The sequence below is a fragment of the Streptomyces sp. NPDC051207 genome (assembly GCF_040682395.1).
In the GTDB taxonomy this organism is placed as follows: Bacteria; Actinomycetota; Actinomycetes; order Streptomycetales; family Streptomycetaceae; genus Streptomyces.
In genome coordinates, this window is sequence record NZ_JBFBAX010000028.1 from 70,379 (window position 1) to 88,603 (window position 18,225).

Sequence of the window (18,225 nt, forward strand, 5' to 3'; positions counted from 1 at the left end):
TGCACCGGCCCGCGACAACGTTTATCCGGTCGTGTATCCGTTGAGCCAGTACATCGCACACCCGTCGCTGAACCCCAGTTGAGCGCACGCCGCTGCGCCGGCCTTTCATGCCCTGACCGAACACCGGATCGGCCTGGCCCGAAGAAAACAGAGGACAGATGTCTGACTCGTCAGCCACGGTTCTGCCACTGACCGCCGGCCAGGCCGGAATCTGGTACGCACAGAGCCTGAGCGGCCCCAACGCGACCTTCCACGCCGCCCTGTACCTGGACATCGCGGGAGCGGTCGACCAGCGGCTGTTCGTGTCCGCCATGCGCCAGGTCGTCACCGAGACCGAGGCGCTGCGCGCCCGGTTCACCGACGACGGCACCGGCCCCGTCCAGATCGTCGAGCCGGTCGGGGACTGGTCCCGGCAGCCTCTGCACGTCCTGGACTTCTCCGCCGCCGGCGATCCGCGGCAGGAGGCCGAGGCCTGGATGTGGGCCGACGCCGACACCCCGGTCGACGTGTGCGAGGGCCCGCTGTACCGGTTCGCCCTCATCAAGGTCGCCGACGACCGCACCCTGTTCTACTACCGCTACCACCACGTGGTGATGGACGCCTTCGGCGCCAACCTCGTCGCCGCCCGCCTCGCCGAGATCTACACCCGGCTCGTCGCGGGCGAGGACACCACCGGCGAGCCGCTGCCGCCGCTGCGTGACCTGATCGACGACGAGGAGGCCTACCGGCAGTCCGCCGCCTTCGAGGCCGACCGGTCCTTCTGGACCGGGGAGTTCGCCGACACCCCGGCCGTCGCCAGCCTCGGCGACCGGCCGACGGCACTGCCGCACCGTCTGGTGCGCGGCAGCCTGCACGTGCCGCCCGGCACCGGGGACGCGATGCGCGACGCGGCCCGCTCCGTCGGCGTCGGCTGGCCCGCCACCGTGCTGGCCGCGCTCGCCGCCTACACCAGCCGGGTCACCGGCAGCAGCGACGTGGTGATCGCGCTGTCCGTCGCCGCCCGCTCGACCGCCGCGGGCCGCACCGTGCCCGGCATGGTCTCCAACGTGATCGGCGTCCGCCTGAACGTCCGCCCGGACATGACCGCGGGCGACCTCGTCCGCCACGCGCACCGCCGCATGCGCGAGGCGTCCAGGCACAAGCGCTACCGCTACGAGGACCTGCGCCGCGACCTGAAGCTGCTGGGCTCCGACGGCCGGCTCCTCGGACCGCGCGTCAACCTGCACGTCGTCTCCGCACCGGTCGCCTTCGCCGGACTGCCCGCCACCCTGAACCCGCTGACGGCCGGTCACGACGACGACTTCTCCCTGATCGTGGTCGCCGAGCAGGACGGCGGCTTCCGCCTCGACCTGTCGGCCAACCCCGACGTCTACGGCTCCGGCGCCGCCGAGATGCACCACGGCCTGGTCACCCGGCTGCTCGGCGAACTCGCCGCCCACCCCGACCGCCCGATCGGCACCCTCGACATGGTCGACGCCGAGACCTGGACCCGGCTCGTGGACGAATGGGGCGGCGTCGCCGCGGCCCGGACCGGCGAACGCTCCACCATCACCGACCGGTTCGCCGCCGCGGCCGGCGCCCACCCGGACCGCACCGCCGTGATCTCCTCCGGCCCCGGCGCCCGCCGCACCCTGACCTACCGGGAACTCGACGCCCGGTCGAACCGGCTGGCCCGGCTGCTCATCGCCCGCGGCGTACGGCGCGGCGACCTCGTCGCCCTGGCCATGCCCCGCTCGGTGACCCTGCCCGTCGCCGTCCTCGCCACCCTGAAGGCCGGCGCCGCCTACCTGCCGATCGATCCGGACTCGCCCGCGGACCGGGCCGCCTACATCCTCGGTGACGCCGCCCCCGCCGCGATGGTCACCGCGCACCACGACGCCCTGGCCCGCCCGGCCACCGGCCTGCCCACCGTCGCCCTGGACGACCCGGAGACCGCGGCCGACCTCGCCGCGCTGCCCGACACCGCGATCCGCGACGACGAGCGCGGCGGCCCGCTCCTGCCCGACCAGGCCGCCTACGTCATCTACACCTCCGGCTCGACCGGCCGCCCCAAGGGCGTCGTCGTCGCCCACCAGAACGTGATCCGGCTGCTGGACCGCACCCGCGCGTGGAGCGGCTTCGGACCGGACGACGTGTGGGCGCTGTTCCACTCGTACGCCTTCGACTTCTCCGTGTGGGAGATCTGGGGCGCGCTGCTCAACGGCGCCGGGCTCGTCGTCGTCCCCTACGACGTCAGCCGCTCCCCGCACGAGTTCCTGCAGTGCCTCGCCCGCGAACGCGTCACCGTCCTCAACCAGACACCCTCCGCCTTCTACCAGCTGATCCAGGCCGACCGGGACGACCCCGAGACCGGCGACCGGCTCGCCCTGCGGTTCGTCATCTTCGGCGGCGAGGCACTGGAGTTCGGCCGGCTGGCCCAGTGGTACGAGCGGCACGCCGAGGACGCGCCGCGCCTGGTCAACATGTACGGCATCACCGAGACGACGGTGCACACCACCGAGCGGATGCTGACCGCCGCCGACGCGAGCGCCGGCCTGGGCAGCATGATCGGCCTCGGCATCGACGACCTGCGCCTGTACGTCCTCGACGCCGCGCTGCGCCCCGTCCCGCCCGGCGTGCCCGGCGAGCTGTACGTCTCCGGACCCGGCGTCGCCGACGGCTACCTCGGCCGCCCCGACCTGACCTCCACCCGGTTCGTCGCCGACCCGTTCGGCCCGGCCGGACAGCGCATGTACCGCTCCGGAGACGTCGTCCGTTGGCCCGCCGACGGCACGGCGGACCTCGAGTACCTGGGCCGCTCCGACCACCAGGTCAAGATCCGCGGCTTCCGCATCGAGCCGGGTGAGATCGAGTCCGCGGTACTGCGCCACCCCGACGTCCGGCAGGCCGCGGTCGCCGTCCGCGAGGACAGTCACGGCGACAGGCGCCTGGTGGCCTACGTCGTCGGCGGCCGGGGCGGCGGCAGCGCCCTGGACCAGGGCGAGTTGCGCAAGCACGCCTCGGCCGAACTGCCCGACCACATGGTGCCGTCGTGGTTCGTCCAGCTGGACGCGCTGCCGCTGACCGCCAACGGCAAGCTCGACACCCGGGCGCTGCCCGCCCCGGACTTCGGCGCCGCCTCCGGCGGGCGCGCCCCGCGCACCCCCGAAGAGGAGATCTTCTGCGGCCTGTTCGCGGAGATCCTGGGCGTGCCGTCGGTCTCCATGGACGACAACTTCTTCGACCTCGGCGGCCATTCGCTGCTGGCCACCCGGCTCGTCAGCCGCATCCGCGCGGCCTTCGGCGTCGAACTGGCCATCCGCACCGTCTTCGAGGAGCCCACCCCGGCCGGGCTGATCTCCTGGCTCGCCGGCACCGGCAACGTGCCCCGGGCCCGCCGCCCCCTCACCGTCATGGACAAGCCGGAGGAGATCCCGCTGTCCTTCGCCCAGCTGCGGCTGTGGTTCGTCGACAAGATCGACGGCGGGGCCGGCACGTACAACATCCCGCTCGTGGTGCGGCTCAAGGGCTCCCTCGACCGCGAGGCGCTGCAGGCCGCGATCGGTGACGTCGTCGCCCGGCACGAGAGCCTGCGCACCGTCTTCCCCGACCGGGACGGCACGCCGCGCCAGCACATCCTGCCCGCCGAGGAGGCGACGCCCGTCATGGGCGTCACCGAGATCACCGCCGACCGGCTCGCCGACGCCATGGCCGAACGCGCCGGCATCGGCTTCGACCTGGCCACCGAGGCGCCCGTCCGCGCCCACCTGTACCGGGTGGCCGAGGACGACCACGCGCTGCTCATGCCGGTGCACCACATCGCCGGCGACGGCTGGTCCCTGGTGCCGCTGACCCGCGACCTGCAGACCGCCTACACCGCCCGCGCCCGCGGCCAGGCCCCCGGCTGGCAGCCGCTGCCGGTGCAGTACGCGGACTACACGCTCTGGCAGCGCGAGATCCTCGGCGACGAGGACGACCCGGCCTCGGCGATCTCCGGTCAGCTCGCGTACTGGAGGCAGTACCTGGCCGGGCTGCCCGAGGAGGTCACCCTGCCGCCGGACCGGCCCCGGCCGCCCGTCGCCTCCTACCGCGGCGAGACGCTCCGCTTCGAGCTGCCGCCGCAGGTCTACCGGCAGCTGCTGCGGTGCTCGCGCGAGTACGACGTCAGCCCGTTCATGGTGGTGCAGACCGCGCTCGCGGCGCTGCTCAGCAAGCTCGGCGCCGGTGACGACGTGCCGCTCGGCATCTCCATCGCGGGCCGCACCGACGAGGCCCTGGACGACCTGGTCGGCTTCCTCGTCAACACCCTCGTCCTGCGCACCGACCTCAGCGGCGACCCGCACTTCGCCGACCTGCTCGGCAAGGCCCGCGCGGACGGCCTGGCCGCCTTCGCCAACCAGGACCTGCCGTTCGAGCGGCTCGTGGAGGCCGTCAACCCGGAGCGGTCGGCCGGCCGGCACCCGCTCATCCAGATCGGCCTCGGCTTCCAGAACAACGAGACGCCCGTCCTGGACCTGCCGGGCCTGGAGGCGTGGATCGAGCCCGCCATCACCCACACCGCCAAGCTGGACCTGCTCTTCGACTTCCGCGAGGTGCGCGGCGAGGGCGGGACGGACGACCACATGGTGTGCGCCGTCGAGTACGCGACCGACCTGTACGACCGCTCCACCGTCGAGCTGCTCATCAGCCGCCTCGTCCGGATGCTGGACGCGGCGACCGGACGGCCCGGCAGCCGGCTGAGCGAACTGGACGCGCTGGACGCCGAGGAGCGCCGGCGCCTCCTCACCGACTGGAACGACACCGCACGCGCCGTCCGCGTCGACACCCTGCCCGCACTGTTCGCCGACCAGGCCGCCCGCACCCCCGGGGCCGTGGCGCTCGTCGCGGGCGCCGAGGAGCTGACGTACGCCGAACTGGACGCGCGGGTCAACCGGCTCGCCCGGCAGCTCGTCGCGCACGGGATCGGCGCGGAGGACCGGGTCCTGCTGGTCATGCCGAAGTCCGTCGACCTGGTGGTCGCGGAGTTGGCCGTGGTCACCGCGGGCGCCGCGTTCGTGCCCGTCGACCCCGGCTATCCGCGCGAGCGGGTCGCCTTCATGGCCGAGGACTGCGCGCCCGCCCTGCTGCTGACCTGCGCCGCCGTGGCGGACACGGCCCGGGAGGTGCTGCCGGACACGCCGTGCCTCGTCGTGGACGACGCCCGGGCCGCGGCCCGGACCGCCGCGCTGCCCGCCGGACGGCTGACCGACGCGGACCGGCTGCGGCCCGCCTCCGTCGACCACGCCGCCTACGTCATCTACACCTCCGGCTCCACGGGCCGCCCCAAGGGCGTCGTCGTGACCCACCGGGGCATCGGCAACCTGGCCGCCGCGCAGATCGAGCGGTTCGCGATCCGCCCGGACAGCCGGGTCGTCCAGTACGCGACGCCCAGCTTCGACGCCGCCGTGTCCGAGACCTGCATCGCCCTGCTGTGCGGCGCCGCCCTGGTGCTCCCGGTCGACTCCGGCCTGCTGCTCGGCGACGCCCTCGCCGCGTTCCTCACCGAGTACCGCGTCACCCACGCCACCATCGCGCCGGTCGCGCTCACCGGCCTCGACCCCGCCTCGGTCCCGGCGGACCTGGTGCTCACCGTCGCGGGTGAGGCCTGCCCGGCGGAGCTGGCCGGCACCTGGTCCCGGGACCGCCGCATGATCAACGCCTACGGCCCGACCGAGACCACCGTGTGCGCCACGATGAGCGAACCGCTCTCCGGCGCGGCCGTCCCGCCCATCGGCACCCCCATCGCCAACACGCGGGTGTACGTGCTGGACGCCCGGCTCAGCCCCGTCCCGGTCGGCGTCGCGGGCGAGCTGTACGTGGCCGGCGTGGGCCTGGCCCGCGGCTACCTGGGACGGCCCGGACTGACCGCGGAACGCTTCGTCGCCGCGCCCTTCGGCACGCCGGGGGAGCGGATGTACCGCACCGGGGACGTCGTGCGCCGCCGCCCCGACGGGCAGCTGGAGTTCGTCGGCCGCGCCGACGACCAGGTGAAGCTGCGCGGCTTCCGCGTGGAACTGGACGAGATCGCCGGCGTCCTCACCGACCGCCCCGAGGTGGCGTCCGCGGCCGTCGTGATCCGCGAGGACCGGCCCGGGGAGCGCAAGCTCGTCGGCTACGTGGTGCCCGCCCAGCCCGACGGCGAGGCCCGCGACGTCGGCCTGGAGACCGACCAGGTCGGCAAGTGGCAGGTCATCAACGACGAGGTGTACGGCGCCGCCGAGCAGGACGGTCCGCCGCTCGGCGAGAACTTCGCCGGCTGGCACAGCAGTTACGACGGCTCCGTGCTGCCCGAGGAGGACATGCGCGCCTGGCGCGCCGCCACCGTCGAGCGGATCATGGAACTGGGGCCGCGCCGGGTGCTGGAGATTGGCGTCGGCGCCGGCCTGATCATGGCGCCGGTCGCGCCGCACGTGGAGCTGTACTGGGGCACCGACCTGTCCGGCACGGTGATCGAGACGCTGCGCCGGCAGACCGCCGCCGACCCGGTGCTGGCCGGCCGGACCCGGTTCACCGCGAGCCCCGCGCACGTCCTGGAGGGGGTGCCCGCCGGGACGTTCGACACGGTGGTCATCAACTCCGTGGCGCAGTACTTCCCGAGCGTGGACTACCTGACCGACGTCATCGCCAGGGCGTTCAGCCTGCTCGGCGACACCGGCGCGGTCTTCCTCGGCGACATCCGCGACCTGCGGCTGCTGCGCTGCATGCGGGCGGGCGTCCACCGCGTCGAACACCCCGGCGACAGCCCCGCAGCGGCGCGCCTCGCCGTCGACCGGGCGGTCGAGCGGGAGACCGAACTCCTCGTGCACCCGGGCCTGTTCGACACCCTCGCCGGGGTCCTGGACGGCTTCGGCGGCGTCGACATCCGCGTCAAGCGGGCCACGTACGACAACGAACTGAGCCGCTACCGCTACGACGTCGTGCTGCACAAGCGGCCCGGCGCCACCGTCTCCCTCGCCGAGGTGCCCGCCACCGGCTGGGACGAGACCGGCGGCCTCGCCGCACTCGACGCGCGCCTGCGCGAGCAGCACCCGGCCGCGGTGCGCGTCACCGGCATCCCCAACGGCCGGCTCGCCCCCGACCTGGCGGCCATCGCCGAGATCGACGGCATCCCGGTGCCGGACGGCGTGGACGTCACCGCCCTGACCGAGACCGGCTCCCGCAACGGCTACCGGGCGCTGGTCACCTGGACGCCCGGGGCCGCCGACGGCCGGCTGGACGCCGTGTTCGTGCCGGACACCGGCGCGGACGAACCCCAGCCCGCCTACCGGGACCTGTACCTGACCGGCCCGGCGCCCGAACGGTACGCCAACGACCCGCTCGCGGGCCGCAAGGACGGCGCCCTGGTGACCGGATTGCGCGACGCGCTCGCCGCGCGCCTGCCCGACTACATGGTGCCCGCCGCGCTGGTCGTGCTGGACGCGCTGCCGGTCACCCCGAACGGCAAGCTCGACCAGCGGGCGCTGCCCGCCCCCGACCTGCCCGCCTCCGCCTCGCACCTGCGGCCCGCCACCGTCGAGGAGGAGACCGTCGCCCGGATCTTCGCCGAGGTGCTCGGGCTCGTCCGGGTCGGCGCGGACGACGACTTCTTCAAGCAGGGCGGCGACAGCATCGTCTCCATCCAGCTGGTCAGCAAGGCCCGGGCCGCAGGGCTCGGCCTCACCCCGCAGGACGTGTTCGCGCACCGCACCGTGCGCGGCATCGCGGCGGCGGCCACCAAGGTCGCCGACGACGCCGGCCGGACGGACCCGGCAGCCGGCAGCGAGTGGGACGTCCCCCTGGTCTCGCAGGACGAGCTGGACCAGTTCGCCTCGGATTGGAGCGTTTAGTCGATGAGCACCAAGTCCCCGTCGCTGGAAGCCGTGCTGCCGCTCACCCCGCTGCAGGAAGGCCTGCTGTTCCACGCCCAGTACGACGAGCAGGACGGCCCGGACGTCTACGTCATGCAGCTCGGCATGGACATCGACGGCCCGCTCGACGTGCCCGCCCTGCACGCCGCCGCCCGCGCCCTGCTGGACCGGCACGGCAACCTGCGCGCCGGGTTCCGGGACGACGGCGCGCGCCCGCTGCAGTTCATCCCGGCCTCCGTCGAGCTGCCCTGGCAGGAGGTCGACCTGACCGGCCTGCCCGAGCAGGAGCGGGACGCGGCGCTCACCGAGGTCACCGAGCGGGACCGCGCCGCCCGCTTCGACATGCGCACGCCGCCCCTGCTGCGGTTCACCGTCGTACGGACCGGGCCCGCCCGGCACCGGCTGCTGCTGACCAACCACCACATCCTGCTGGACGGCTGGTCGGCGCCGGTCCTGGTGCGCGAGCTGTTCGAGCTGTACGCGGCGGGCGGCGACCCGGCGGCCCTGCCCCCGGTGACGCCGTACCGCTACCACCTGGCGTGGCTCGCCAAGCAGGACCGGGGCGCCGCCGTGGCGGCCTGGCGCGGCGCGCTCGACGGCCTCGACGGGCCGACGATGCTCGCCGCGATGCCCGACGACCGGTCCGCCTCGGTGCTGCCCAGCAAGGTCAGTGTCCGGCTGCCGGCCGGCACCACCGACCGGCTCACGCGGCGCGTGCGCGAACTCGGCCTCACCCTGAACAGCGTGGTGCAGGCCGCCTGGGGCCTGCTGCTGGGCCGGCTGACCGACCGCACCGACGTCACCTTCGGCATGACGCTCGCGGGCCGCCCGCCGGAGATCCCCGGCGTGCACACCATGGTCGGCCTGTTCCTCAACACCGTGCCCGTGCGGGTCCGGATCGAGCGGGACGAGACGCTGCTCGCGCTGTGCCGCAGGCTCCAGGACGAGCAGCGCAGGCTGATGGCCCACCAGTTCCTGGGCCTCGCGGAGATCCAGCGGGCGGCCGGGCACGGCGACCTGTTCGACACCCTCACCGTCCTGGAGAACTTCCCCGTCGACCCTCAGGCGCTCACCCTCCCCGGCGGGCTGTCCGTCGCCGGGGTCTTCTCCACCGACGGCGCGCACTACCCGCTCGCCCTCATGGTCATCCCCGGCACGGAACTCGAACTGCGGTTCACCTACCGCGCCGACGCCTTCGACCGGGCCCGCATCGAGGCGTTCAGCCGCCGGCTGTCCGTGATCCTGGAGTCGTTCGTCGCCGACCCGGAGACCGGCGCGGGCGACGTCGACGTCCTCGGCGCCGCCGAGCGGACCCGGCTGCTGGACGAATGGAGCCCGCGGCCCGCCCCCGGCCCGGCGCACACCCTGCCGGAACTGCTCGCGCGGCGCGCCGCCGAGACCCCCGACCGGGAGGCACTGGTCTGCGGCGGCCTGTCGCTGACGTACGCCGAACTCACCGACCGGGTGGAGCGCGTCGCCGCCTGGCTGCGCGACGAGCACGGGGTGCGCGACGAGGAACCCGTCGGCATCTCCATGGACCGCTCCGCCGAGTACGTGCTCGCGGTGCTCGGCGTGATCCGCGCGGGCGCCGTGTACGTGCCGGTCGACCACCGCTGGCCCGAGGCCCGCCGCGACCACGTCCTCGGCGACAGCGGCGTCCGGCTGATCCTGGAGCAGGGCGGCCTGCCGGGCGACCACCCGCTGCCCGAGGACGGCGTGCCGATGCCGCCCGGCGCCGACCGCGTCGCCTACATCATGTACACCTCGGGCTCGACCGGCCGGCCCAAGGGCGTCGCCGTCACCCACCGCGGCATCGGCGACCTCGCCGCCGACAGCCGGTTCGCGGGCGGCGCCCAGGATCGGGTGCTGCTGCAGTCGGCGCACGCCTTCGACGCCTCCACCTACCAGATGTGGATCCCGCTGCTGAACGGCGGCACGCTCGTCGTCGGCCCGCCCGGCGAGCTGGACATCGCCACCATCGGCCGCACCCTCGCCGAGGAGCGCATCACCGCCACCCTGTTCACCACCGGCCTGTTCCGGCTGATCGCCGCCGAGGCACCCGAGACGTTCCGGCCGCTGCGCGAGGTGTGGACCGGCGGCGAGGCGCTGCCCGCCACCGCGGTGCGGCAGGTCCTCGACGCCTGCCCCGGCATCACGGTCGTCAACGCCTACGGGCCGACCGAGGTCACCGTCATGGCCGCCGCGCACGACCTGCCCGCCGGCCGTCCGGTGCCGGAGCCGGTGCCCATCGGCCGCCCCCTCGACGGCAAACGCGTCCTGGTGCTCGACGGCGACCTGCGGCTGTGCCCGGTCGGCGTCGCGGGCGAGCTGTACGTGGCCGGCGTGGGCCTGGCCCGCGGCTACGTCGGCCGCGCCGACCTGACCGCCGAGCGGTTCGTCGCCGACCCGTTCGGCGAGCCCGGCGCCCGGCTGTACCGCACCGGCGACGTGGTGCGCTGGCGCCCGGACGGCCTGCTGGAGTTCGTCGGCCGCCGCGACAACCAGGTCAAGCTGCGCGGCTTCCGCATCGAACTCGGCGAGATCGAGGCCGTACTCGCCGGACACCACGCCGTCGGCCAGATCGCCGTCGTCGTCCGCGAGGACCGCCCCGGCGTGCGGCACCTCGTCGGCTACGCGGTGCCCGCCGCCGGAGCCCGGCTGGACACCGGGGAACTGCGCGCGTGGGCGGCCGAGCGGCTGCCCGAGTACATGGTGCCGCGCCCGGTCGTCACCCTGGACGCGCTGCCGCTGACCACCAACGGCAAGCTCGACGTGAAGGCCCTGCCCGCGCCCGAGCACACCGCGGAGGAGACCCGCGAGCCCCGCACCCCGCACGAGGAGCTGCTGACCGGGCTGTTCGCCGAGGTGCTCGGCCTGGACGCGGTGTCCGTGCACGACAACTTCTTCGAACTGGGCGGGCACTCCCTGCTGGCCACCCGGCTCGTCAGCCGGGTCCGCGCCGTCCTCGGCGCCGAACTGCCCATCCGGCGCGTCTTCGAGGAGCCCACCGTCGCCGCGCTCGCGGCCCGGCTCACCGACTCCCCGGTGGCCGCCCGCCCCGCGCTGCGCGCCGCGGACCGCCCCGAGCGGGTGCCGCTGTCGTTCGCGCAACGCAGGCTGTGGTTCCTCAACCGCATGGAGGGCCCGAGCGCCACCTACAACATCCCGTTCGCCGTACGGCTGTCCGGCGCGCTGGACGTGGCCGCGCTGACCGCCGCCTTCAACGACGTGGTCGGCCGCCACGAGGCGCTGCGCACCGTGTTCCCGGACACCGACGGCGAACCGTGGCAGCAGGTCGTCCCCGCCGAACGGGCCGTCGTCACCGTCGAGGTGTCCGACGTGGCCCGGGCCGGGCTGTCCGCCGCCCTGCACGCGGCCGGCACGGCGGGCTTCGACCTGGCCGCCGACCTGCCGGTGCGGGCCTGGCTGTTCCGGGTCGCCGCCGACGAGCACGTGCTGTGCGTGGTGGTGCACCACATCGCCGGCGACGGCTGGTCGCAGGCACCCCTGGTCCGCGACCTGTCCGAGGCCTACCGGGCCCGGCTCGCCGGCACCGCCCCCGACTGGCGCCCGCTGCCGGTGCAGTACGCCGACTACACGCTGTGGCAGCGCGAACTCCTCGGCGACGAACACGCCGAGGACAGCGCGGCGGCGGCCCAGCTGGCCTACTGGAGGGAACAGCTCGACGGCGCCCCGCAGGAGCTGGAACTGCCCACCGACCGGCCGCGCCCCGCCGTGGCCGGCCACCAGGGCGGCGCCGTCCCGGTGCACGTCGACACCGCGCTCCACGAGGCCCTGCGGGCGCTCGCCGCCAAGACCGACACCACGCCCTTCATGATGTTCCAGGCCGCGCTGGCCGCCCTGCTGTCCCGGCTGGGCGCCGGTCACGACATCCCGATCGGCACCCCCGTCGCCGGCCGCACCGACGCCGCGGCCGACGACCTGATCGGCTTCTTCGTCAACACGCTGGTGCTGCGCACCGACGTGTCCGGCGACCCCACCTTCACGGAACTGCTGCGCCGGGCCCGCGCCACCGCGCTGGGCGCCTACGCCCACCAGGACCTGCCGTTCGAGCGGCTGGTCGACCTGGTCGGCGCCGACCGCTCTCTGTCGCACAACCCGCTCTTCCAGGTGCTGCTGGCCTACCAGAACAACGACCTGCGCGAGATCGAGCTGCCCGGCCTGCGGGCCGCCCCGCACGAGGTGCTCCTCCCGGTCGCCAAGGTGGACCTGGAACTCACCCTGGTCGAGAACACCGGCGGCGGGATCTCCGGCCTGCTGAACTACAGCAGCGACCTGTTCGACCGGAGCACCGCCGAGCGCATCGCCGAGCACCTCCTGGCGCTGCTGCGGGCCGCCGTCGCCGACCCGGGCCGCCCGGTGCGCACCCTGGACATCCTGCCCCCGGCCCAGCGCGAGCAGCTGCTCACCGGCTGGAACGACACCGCCCGGCCGGTGGCCGCCGGCACCGTCCCGGAGCTGTTCGCCGAGCGGGCCGCCGCCCACGCCACCCGGCCCGCGGTCGTCTCGGCCGGCGAGAGCGTCGACTACGCCACGCTCGCCGACCGGGCCAACCGGCTCGCCCGGCTGCTCGTCGAGCGCGGCGCCGGACCGGAGGACCGCGTCGCGCTGGTCCTGCCCCGGTCCGTGGAACTCACCACCGCCCTGCTCGCGGTGATGACCGCGGGCGCCGCCTACGTGCCGGTCGACCCCGGCCACCCCGCCGACCGGATCGCCTACATGCTCGGCGACAGCGACCCGGTCCTCGTGGTCACCCTCACCGGCCTCGCGGACCGCCTGCCGCAGGGGACCTGCGAGCCGCTGCTCCTGGACGCCCCGGAGGTCGCCGAGGCGCTCGCGGACCACTCGGGCGCCGAGGTCACCGACGCCGACCGGCGCGCCCCGCTGTCCGTCGACCACCCCGCCTACGTCATCTACACCTCCGGGTCCACGGGCCGCCCCAAGGGCGTCGTCGTCGGCCACCGGGGCCTGGGCAGCCTGGCCGCCTGGCAGGCGGAGTACCTCGGCGTGACCGGGCACAGCCGGGTCGGGCAGTTCGCCGCGCCCAGCTTCGACGCCGCCGCCTGGGAGACGGTCATGGCGCTGCTCAACGGCGCCGCACTGGTCCTCACCCCGGCCGACGGCCCGGTCCTCGGCGACGCGCTCACCGCCTTCCTGCGCGACGCGGCCATCACCCACGCCACGCTCACACCGACGGCGCTGTCCGGCGCCGACCCGCAGGCCGCGCCCACCGGCATGACGCTGGTGCTCGCCGGAGAGGCCTGCCCGCGGGACCTCGCCGCCCGCTGGTCGCCCGGCCGCCGCGTCATCAACGCCTACGGCCCCACCGAGACCACGGTGTGCGCCACCGCGTCCGCCCCGGTCGACGGCACGGTCACCCCGCCCATCGGCGGGCCCGTCGCCAACACCCGGGTGTACGTCCTGGACGGCGCCCTCAACCCGTGCCCGGTCGGCGTCGCGGGCGAGCTGTACGTGGCGGGCGTGGGCCTGGCCCGCGGCTACCTGGGACGGCCGGGGCTGAGCGCGGAGCGGTTCGTCGCCGACCCGTTCGGCGAGCCCGGCGCCCGCCTGTACCGCACGGGTGACGTGGTGCGCCGCCGCGCCGACGGCGCGCTGGAGTTCGTCGGCCGCCGCGACAACCAGGTCAAGCTGCGCGGCTTCCGCATCGAACTCGGCGAGATCGAGACGGTGGTGGCGGCGGGCGCCGGAGTGGAGGCCGCCGCGGTCGTCGTCCGCGAGGACCGCCCCGGGGTGCGCCGCCTCGTCGCCTACCTGGTGCCCGACGGCGGCACCGGCTGCGACCCGGACGCGGTGCGCGCCCACGCGGCGCAGCGGCTGCCGGAGTACATGGTGCCGCAGGCGTTCGTCGTGCTGGACGCCCTGCCGCTGACGGTCAACGGCAAGCTCGACCACGCGGCCCTGCCCGCACCGGAGTTCGACGGCTCCGACAGCGGCCGGGCGGCGGCGACCGACGCGGAGAAGATCATCGCTGAGGCGTTCCGCGAGGTGCTCGGGCTGCCCGAGGTCGGCGTCGACGCCGGGTTCTTCGAACTGGGCGGCGACAGCATCGTCTCCATCAAGCTGGTCGGCCAGGTCCGCAAGGGCGGCCTGGTCATCACCCCGCGCGACGTGTTCGAGCACAAGACCGTCGCCGGGCTCGCCGCGGTCGCCCGCAGCGAGGCCGACCTGCCCCCGCAGGACCCGGACGCCGGCATCGGCGAGGTGCCGCTCACGCCGATGACGCACTGGCTGCGCGAACTCGGCGGCCGTACCGAGCGGTTCCACCAGTCGGTGCTGCTGCGGGTGCCCGCCGGGATCGGCCTCGAGCCGCTGACCGGCGCCGTGCAGACGGTGCTCGACCACCACGACGCGCTGCGGCTGCGCCTGTCGGCCACCGACAGCAGCTGGGCGTACGAGGTGCTGCCGCGCGGCGCCGTCGACGCCGCCGAGCGCGTCACCCGCGTGGACGTGACCGGCGCCGGGCCCGAGGACCTGCGGGCCGCGATCGGCCGGCACGCCGATCAGGCCGTCTCCCGGCTGTCCCCGGCGGACGCCGCGATGCTGCGCGTCGTCTGGTTCGACGCCGGACCCGACGCCCCCGGCAGGCTGCTGCTCGTCGCTCACCACCTGGTGGTCGACGGGGTGTCCTGGCGCATCCTGGTGCCCGACCTGGCCGCCGCCTGGCAGGCCGCCGCGTCCGGCAGCCCCGCCGCGCTCGAACCGGTCGGCACGGCGTGGCGGCGCTGGGCCCAGTGGCTCGGCGAACTCGCCGCGCAGCCCGCCCGCGCCGCCCAGGTCGCCTGGTGGGCGGAGCAGCTGCGCGACGAGGACGTGCTGGTGACCGACCATCCCCGCGACCCGGCCACCGACACCATGGGCACCCAGAGCGCGCTCGCCCTGACCCTGCCCGAGGACGTCACCGAACGGCTGCTGACCGCGGTGCCCGCCGCCGCGCGCTGCGGCGTGGAGGACGTGTTCCTCACCGCGTTCGCCCTCGCCGTCGCCGACTGGCGCAGGCGCCGCGGACTCGGCGCGGGCACCTCCGTCCTGGTCGACGTCGAACGGCACGGCCGGCAGATACCGCCCGGCCACGACCTCGACGTCTCCCGCACCGTCGGCTGGTTCACCAGCCTCGCCCCGGTACGCCTCGACCTCGGCCCGGTGGCGTGGGGCGGCGTCCTCAGCGACCCCGCCGCGCTGCACAAGGCGCTGTCCCGGGTCAAGGAGACGCTGCGCGAGATGCCCGACGAGGGCATCGGCTTCGGCCTGCTGCGCCACCTGAACCCGCGCACCCGCGACGAGCTGGCCGCGTACGACTCGCCCCAGTTCGGCTTCAACTACCTGGGCCGGACGGCCGTCGCCGACGCGTCGGCCGGGCCGGACGCCGGCGGCGGCGACTGGACCATGTCGGCCGACGGGGAGGTGCTGCGCGAACTGGGCGGCGGCGACCCGGACATGCCCGCACCGCACGCGGTCTCCCTCAACGTCGTCGTCGAGGACGGCGCCGACGGACCCCGCCTGGTCGCCAACTGGACCTGGCCCAAGCGCCTGCTGGAACCGGACGAGCTGCGCCGGCTGGCCGACGGCTGGTTCCGCGCCCTGGCGGCCCTCGCGGAGCACGCGGCCGAGGAACAGCCCACCGGGCTCACCCCCTCGGACCTGTCACTGATCGACCTCGAACTCGACGACCTCGGGGTGCTGGAAACAGAGTGGAGGAAGACCCAGTGACCAGCAACGACCTCTTCGAGGACATCCTTCCCCTGGCACCGCTGCAGGAAGGGATGCTCTTCCACGCGACCTACGACCGGGACGCCCTGGACGTCTACACCGTGCGGCTGGCCATCGACTTCGAGGGCCCCTTCGACGTGGACGTGTTCCGCGACGCCGTACGGGCCCTGCTGGTCCGCCGCGGCAACCTGCGGGCCGGTTTCCTCTCCGAGAACCTGAGCAGGCCCGTCCAGGTCGTCCCGCGCGAGTTCGGCACCCCGGTCGCCGTGCACGACCTGTCCGGCCTGGGCGAGGAGCAGCGGGCGGCGCGGCTCGCCGAACTGGACGCGGCGGAGCGGACCGTACGGTTCGACCTGACCGACCCGCCGCTGCTGCGGTTCACCGTGGTGCGGACCGCCGAGCGCGGCTGGCGGCTGATGTTCGCCTGCCACCACATCCTGCTCGACGGCTGGTCCATGCCCATCGTCCTCGGGGAACTGTTCACGCTCTACACCTCCGGCGGCGACACGTCCGCGCTGCCGCCCGCCACGCCCTTCAAGCTGTACCTCGCCTGGCTGCGCAAGCAGGACAAGCAGGCGAGCCTCGACGCCTGGCGTGCCGCGCTCGACGGGCTCGGCGGCGCCACCCTGGTCGCCCCCGAAGCGGACGACACCGTCACCGCGCTGCCCGGCCGGATCACCGCCGACCTGCCCGCGGACACCAGCGCACGGCTCGCCGCGCTCGCCCGCCGGCTCGGCGTCACCGTCAACACCGCGGTCCAGGCCGCCTGGGGCCTGCTGCTGGCCCGGCTCACCGGCACCGAGGACGTCGTCTTCGGCGCGACCGTCTCCGGACGCCCGCCCGAGATCCAGGGCGTCGAGACCATGGTCGGCCTGTTCATCAACACCGTGCCCGTGCGCGTCCGGACGGGCGCCGGGGAGTCGCTGCGCGACCTGCTGCTGCGGGTCCAGGACGAGCAGTCCGCGCTGCTCGACCACCACTACATCGGCCTGACCGAGGTGCAGCGCGCCGCCGGGCACGGCCGTCTCTTCGACAGCCTCGTCGCCTTCGAGAGCTACCCGGTCGACGCGGACTCCCTGCAGTCCTCCATCGGCGGCCTCACCGTCACCGGGGTGTCCGGCGACGACGCCACGCACTACCCGCTGACCCTGATCGTCGTGCCGGGCGAACGCATCCAGCTGCGCCTGGGCTACCAGGCCGGCCTGTTCACCGAGGACACCGCCGCCGCCGTGCTGGCCGGCCTCGCTCAGCTGCTGGGCACCCTCGCCGACGACGACTCCCGGCCCGTCGCCGACGCGCTGGCGTCGGTCACCCTGCCCGACGGCTGGACCGCCGCCCGCCCGGCACCCGAGGCGGTCGGCGGCACCTCGGTGTCCGACCTGACCGTCGTCTCCGGCGAGGGCCGCGCCCCGCGGACCCCGCACGAGGAAGTGCTGTGCGGCCTGTTCGCCGAGGCCCTCGGCGTGCCCTCGGTCTCCATCGACGACAACTTCTTCGACCTGGGCGGCCATTCGCTGCTCGCCACCCGCCTGGTCAGCCGCGTCCGGAACGTCTTCGAGATCGAACTGCCGGTCCGCGCCCTGTTCGACGCGCAGACGGTGGCGGCGCTGGCCGAGCGGGTGGTGGACTCCTCGACCGGCGGCCGTCCGCCGGTCGTCCCGGCGCGGCGGCCCGAGCGGGTGCCGTTGTCGTTCGCCCAGCGCAGGCTGTGGTTCCTCAACCGCATGGAGGGGCCGAGCGGGACGTACAACATCCCGCTCGCGGTCCGCCTGTCGGGCACCCTCGACGTCCCCGCGCTGGAGTCGGCGCTGGTGGACGTGGTGGGACGGCACGAGTCCCTGCGGACGGTCTTCCCGGACGTGGACGGCGAGCCGTGGCAGCACATCGTCCCGGCCGCCGAGGTCGAGCTGCCCTCGAGGGTCGTGGAGGTCACCGAGGACGCCCTGGAGGGCGCCCTGGCGTCGGCGGCGTCCACGGGCTTCGACCTGGCCGCCGACCTGCCGGTGCGGGCCTGGCTGTTCCGGATTTCCGACACCGAGCACGTGCTGTGCGTGGTCGTGCACCACATCGCCGGGGATGGCTGGTCGCAGGCTCCGCTGGCACGCGACCTGGCCACCGCCTACCGGGCGCGGCTCGACGGCGCGGCGCCCGGGTGGGAGCCGTTGCCGGTGCAGTACGCGGACTTCGCGCTGTGGCAGCGGGACGTGCTGGGCGGCGAGGACGACGAGGACGCGCCGATCGCCCGCCAGCTCGCCTACTGGCGCGGCGCGCTGGAGGGCCTGCCGGACGAGCTGAGGCTCCCCGTCGACCGGGCGCGCCCCGACGTGGCGTCCTACCGCGGCGGCCTCGTCTCCGTGGAGCTGGGCGCCCGGCTGCACCGGGACCTGGTGGGTCTGGCGCGGTCGACGCGGTCGAGTCTGTTCATGGTGCTGCAGGCCGGTGTGGCGGGGCTGTTGTCCCGTCTGGGCGCGGGGTCGGACGTTCCGCTGGGGACGGCGATCGCGGGTCGTACGGATGCGGCGCTGGACGATCTGGTGGGGTTCTTCGTGAACACGCTGGTGCTGCGCACGGACGTGTCGGGTGATCCGGGGCTGCGGGAGCTGGTGGAGCG

Annotated in this window: 3 protein-coding genes; all 3 read left to right on the plus strand. The window is 74.7% G+C overall.

Going from position 1 to position 18,225, the window contains the following annotated elements; translation table 11 throughout:
• Positions 1-158 precede the first annotated feature (158 nt).
• Positions 159-7,844, plus strand: a complete 7,686-nt coding sequence (locus tag AB0M97_RS24415; RefSeq protein ID WP_365963093.1) for an amino acid adenylation domain-containing protein — start codon at positions 159-161, stop codon at positions 7,842-7,844.
• A gap of 3 nt (positions 7,845-7,847) precedes the next feature.
• Positions 7,848-15,614: an amino acid adenylation domain-containing protein gene (locus tag AB0M97_RS24420; protein WP_365963094.1), complete on the plus strand. Its 7,767-nt coding sequence runs from the start codon at positions 7,848-7,850 to the stop codon at positions 15,612-15,614.
• Positions 15,611-18,225, plus strand: a 2,615-nt coding sequence (locus AB0M97_RS24425) for a condensation domain-containing protein (RefSeq protein ID WP_365963095.1), incomplete at its 3' end; no start/stop codon positions are given. The genes AB0M97_RS24420 and AB0M97_RS24425, both read left to right, overlap by 4 nt.

What these genes read in the sequence shown, in the direction of transcription:
- AB0M97_RS24415 (WP_365963093.1), top strand. Translation starts at nt 159, where the DNA reads ATGTCTGACTCGTCAGCCACGGTTCTGCCACTGACCGCCGGCCAGGCC.
- AB0M97_RS24420 (WP_365963094.1), top strand. Translation starts at nt 7,848, where the DNA reads ATGAGCACCAAGTCCCCGTCGCTGGAAGCCGTGCTGCCGCTCACCCCG.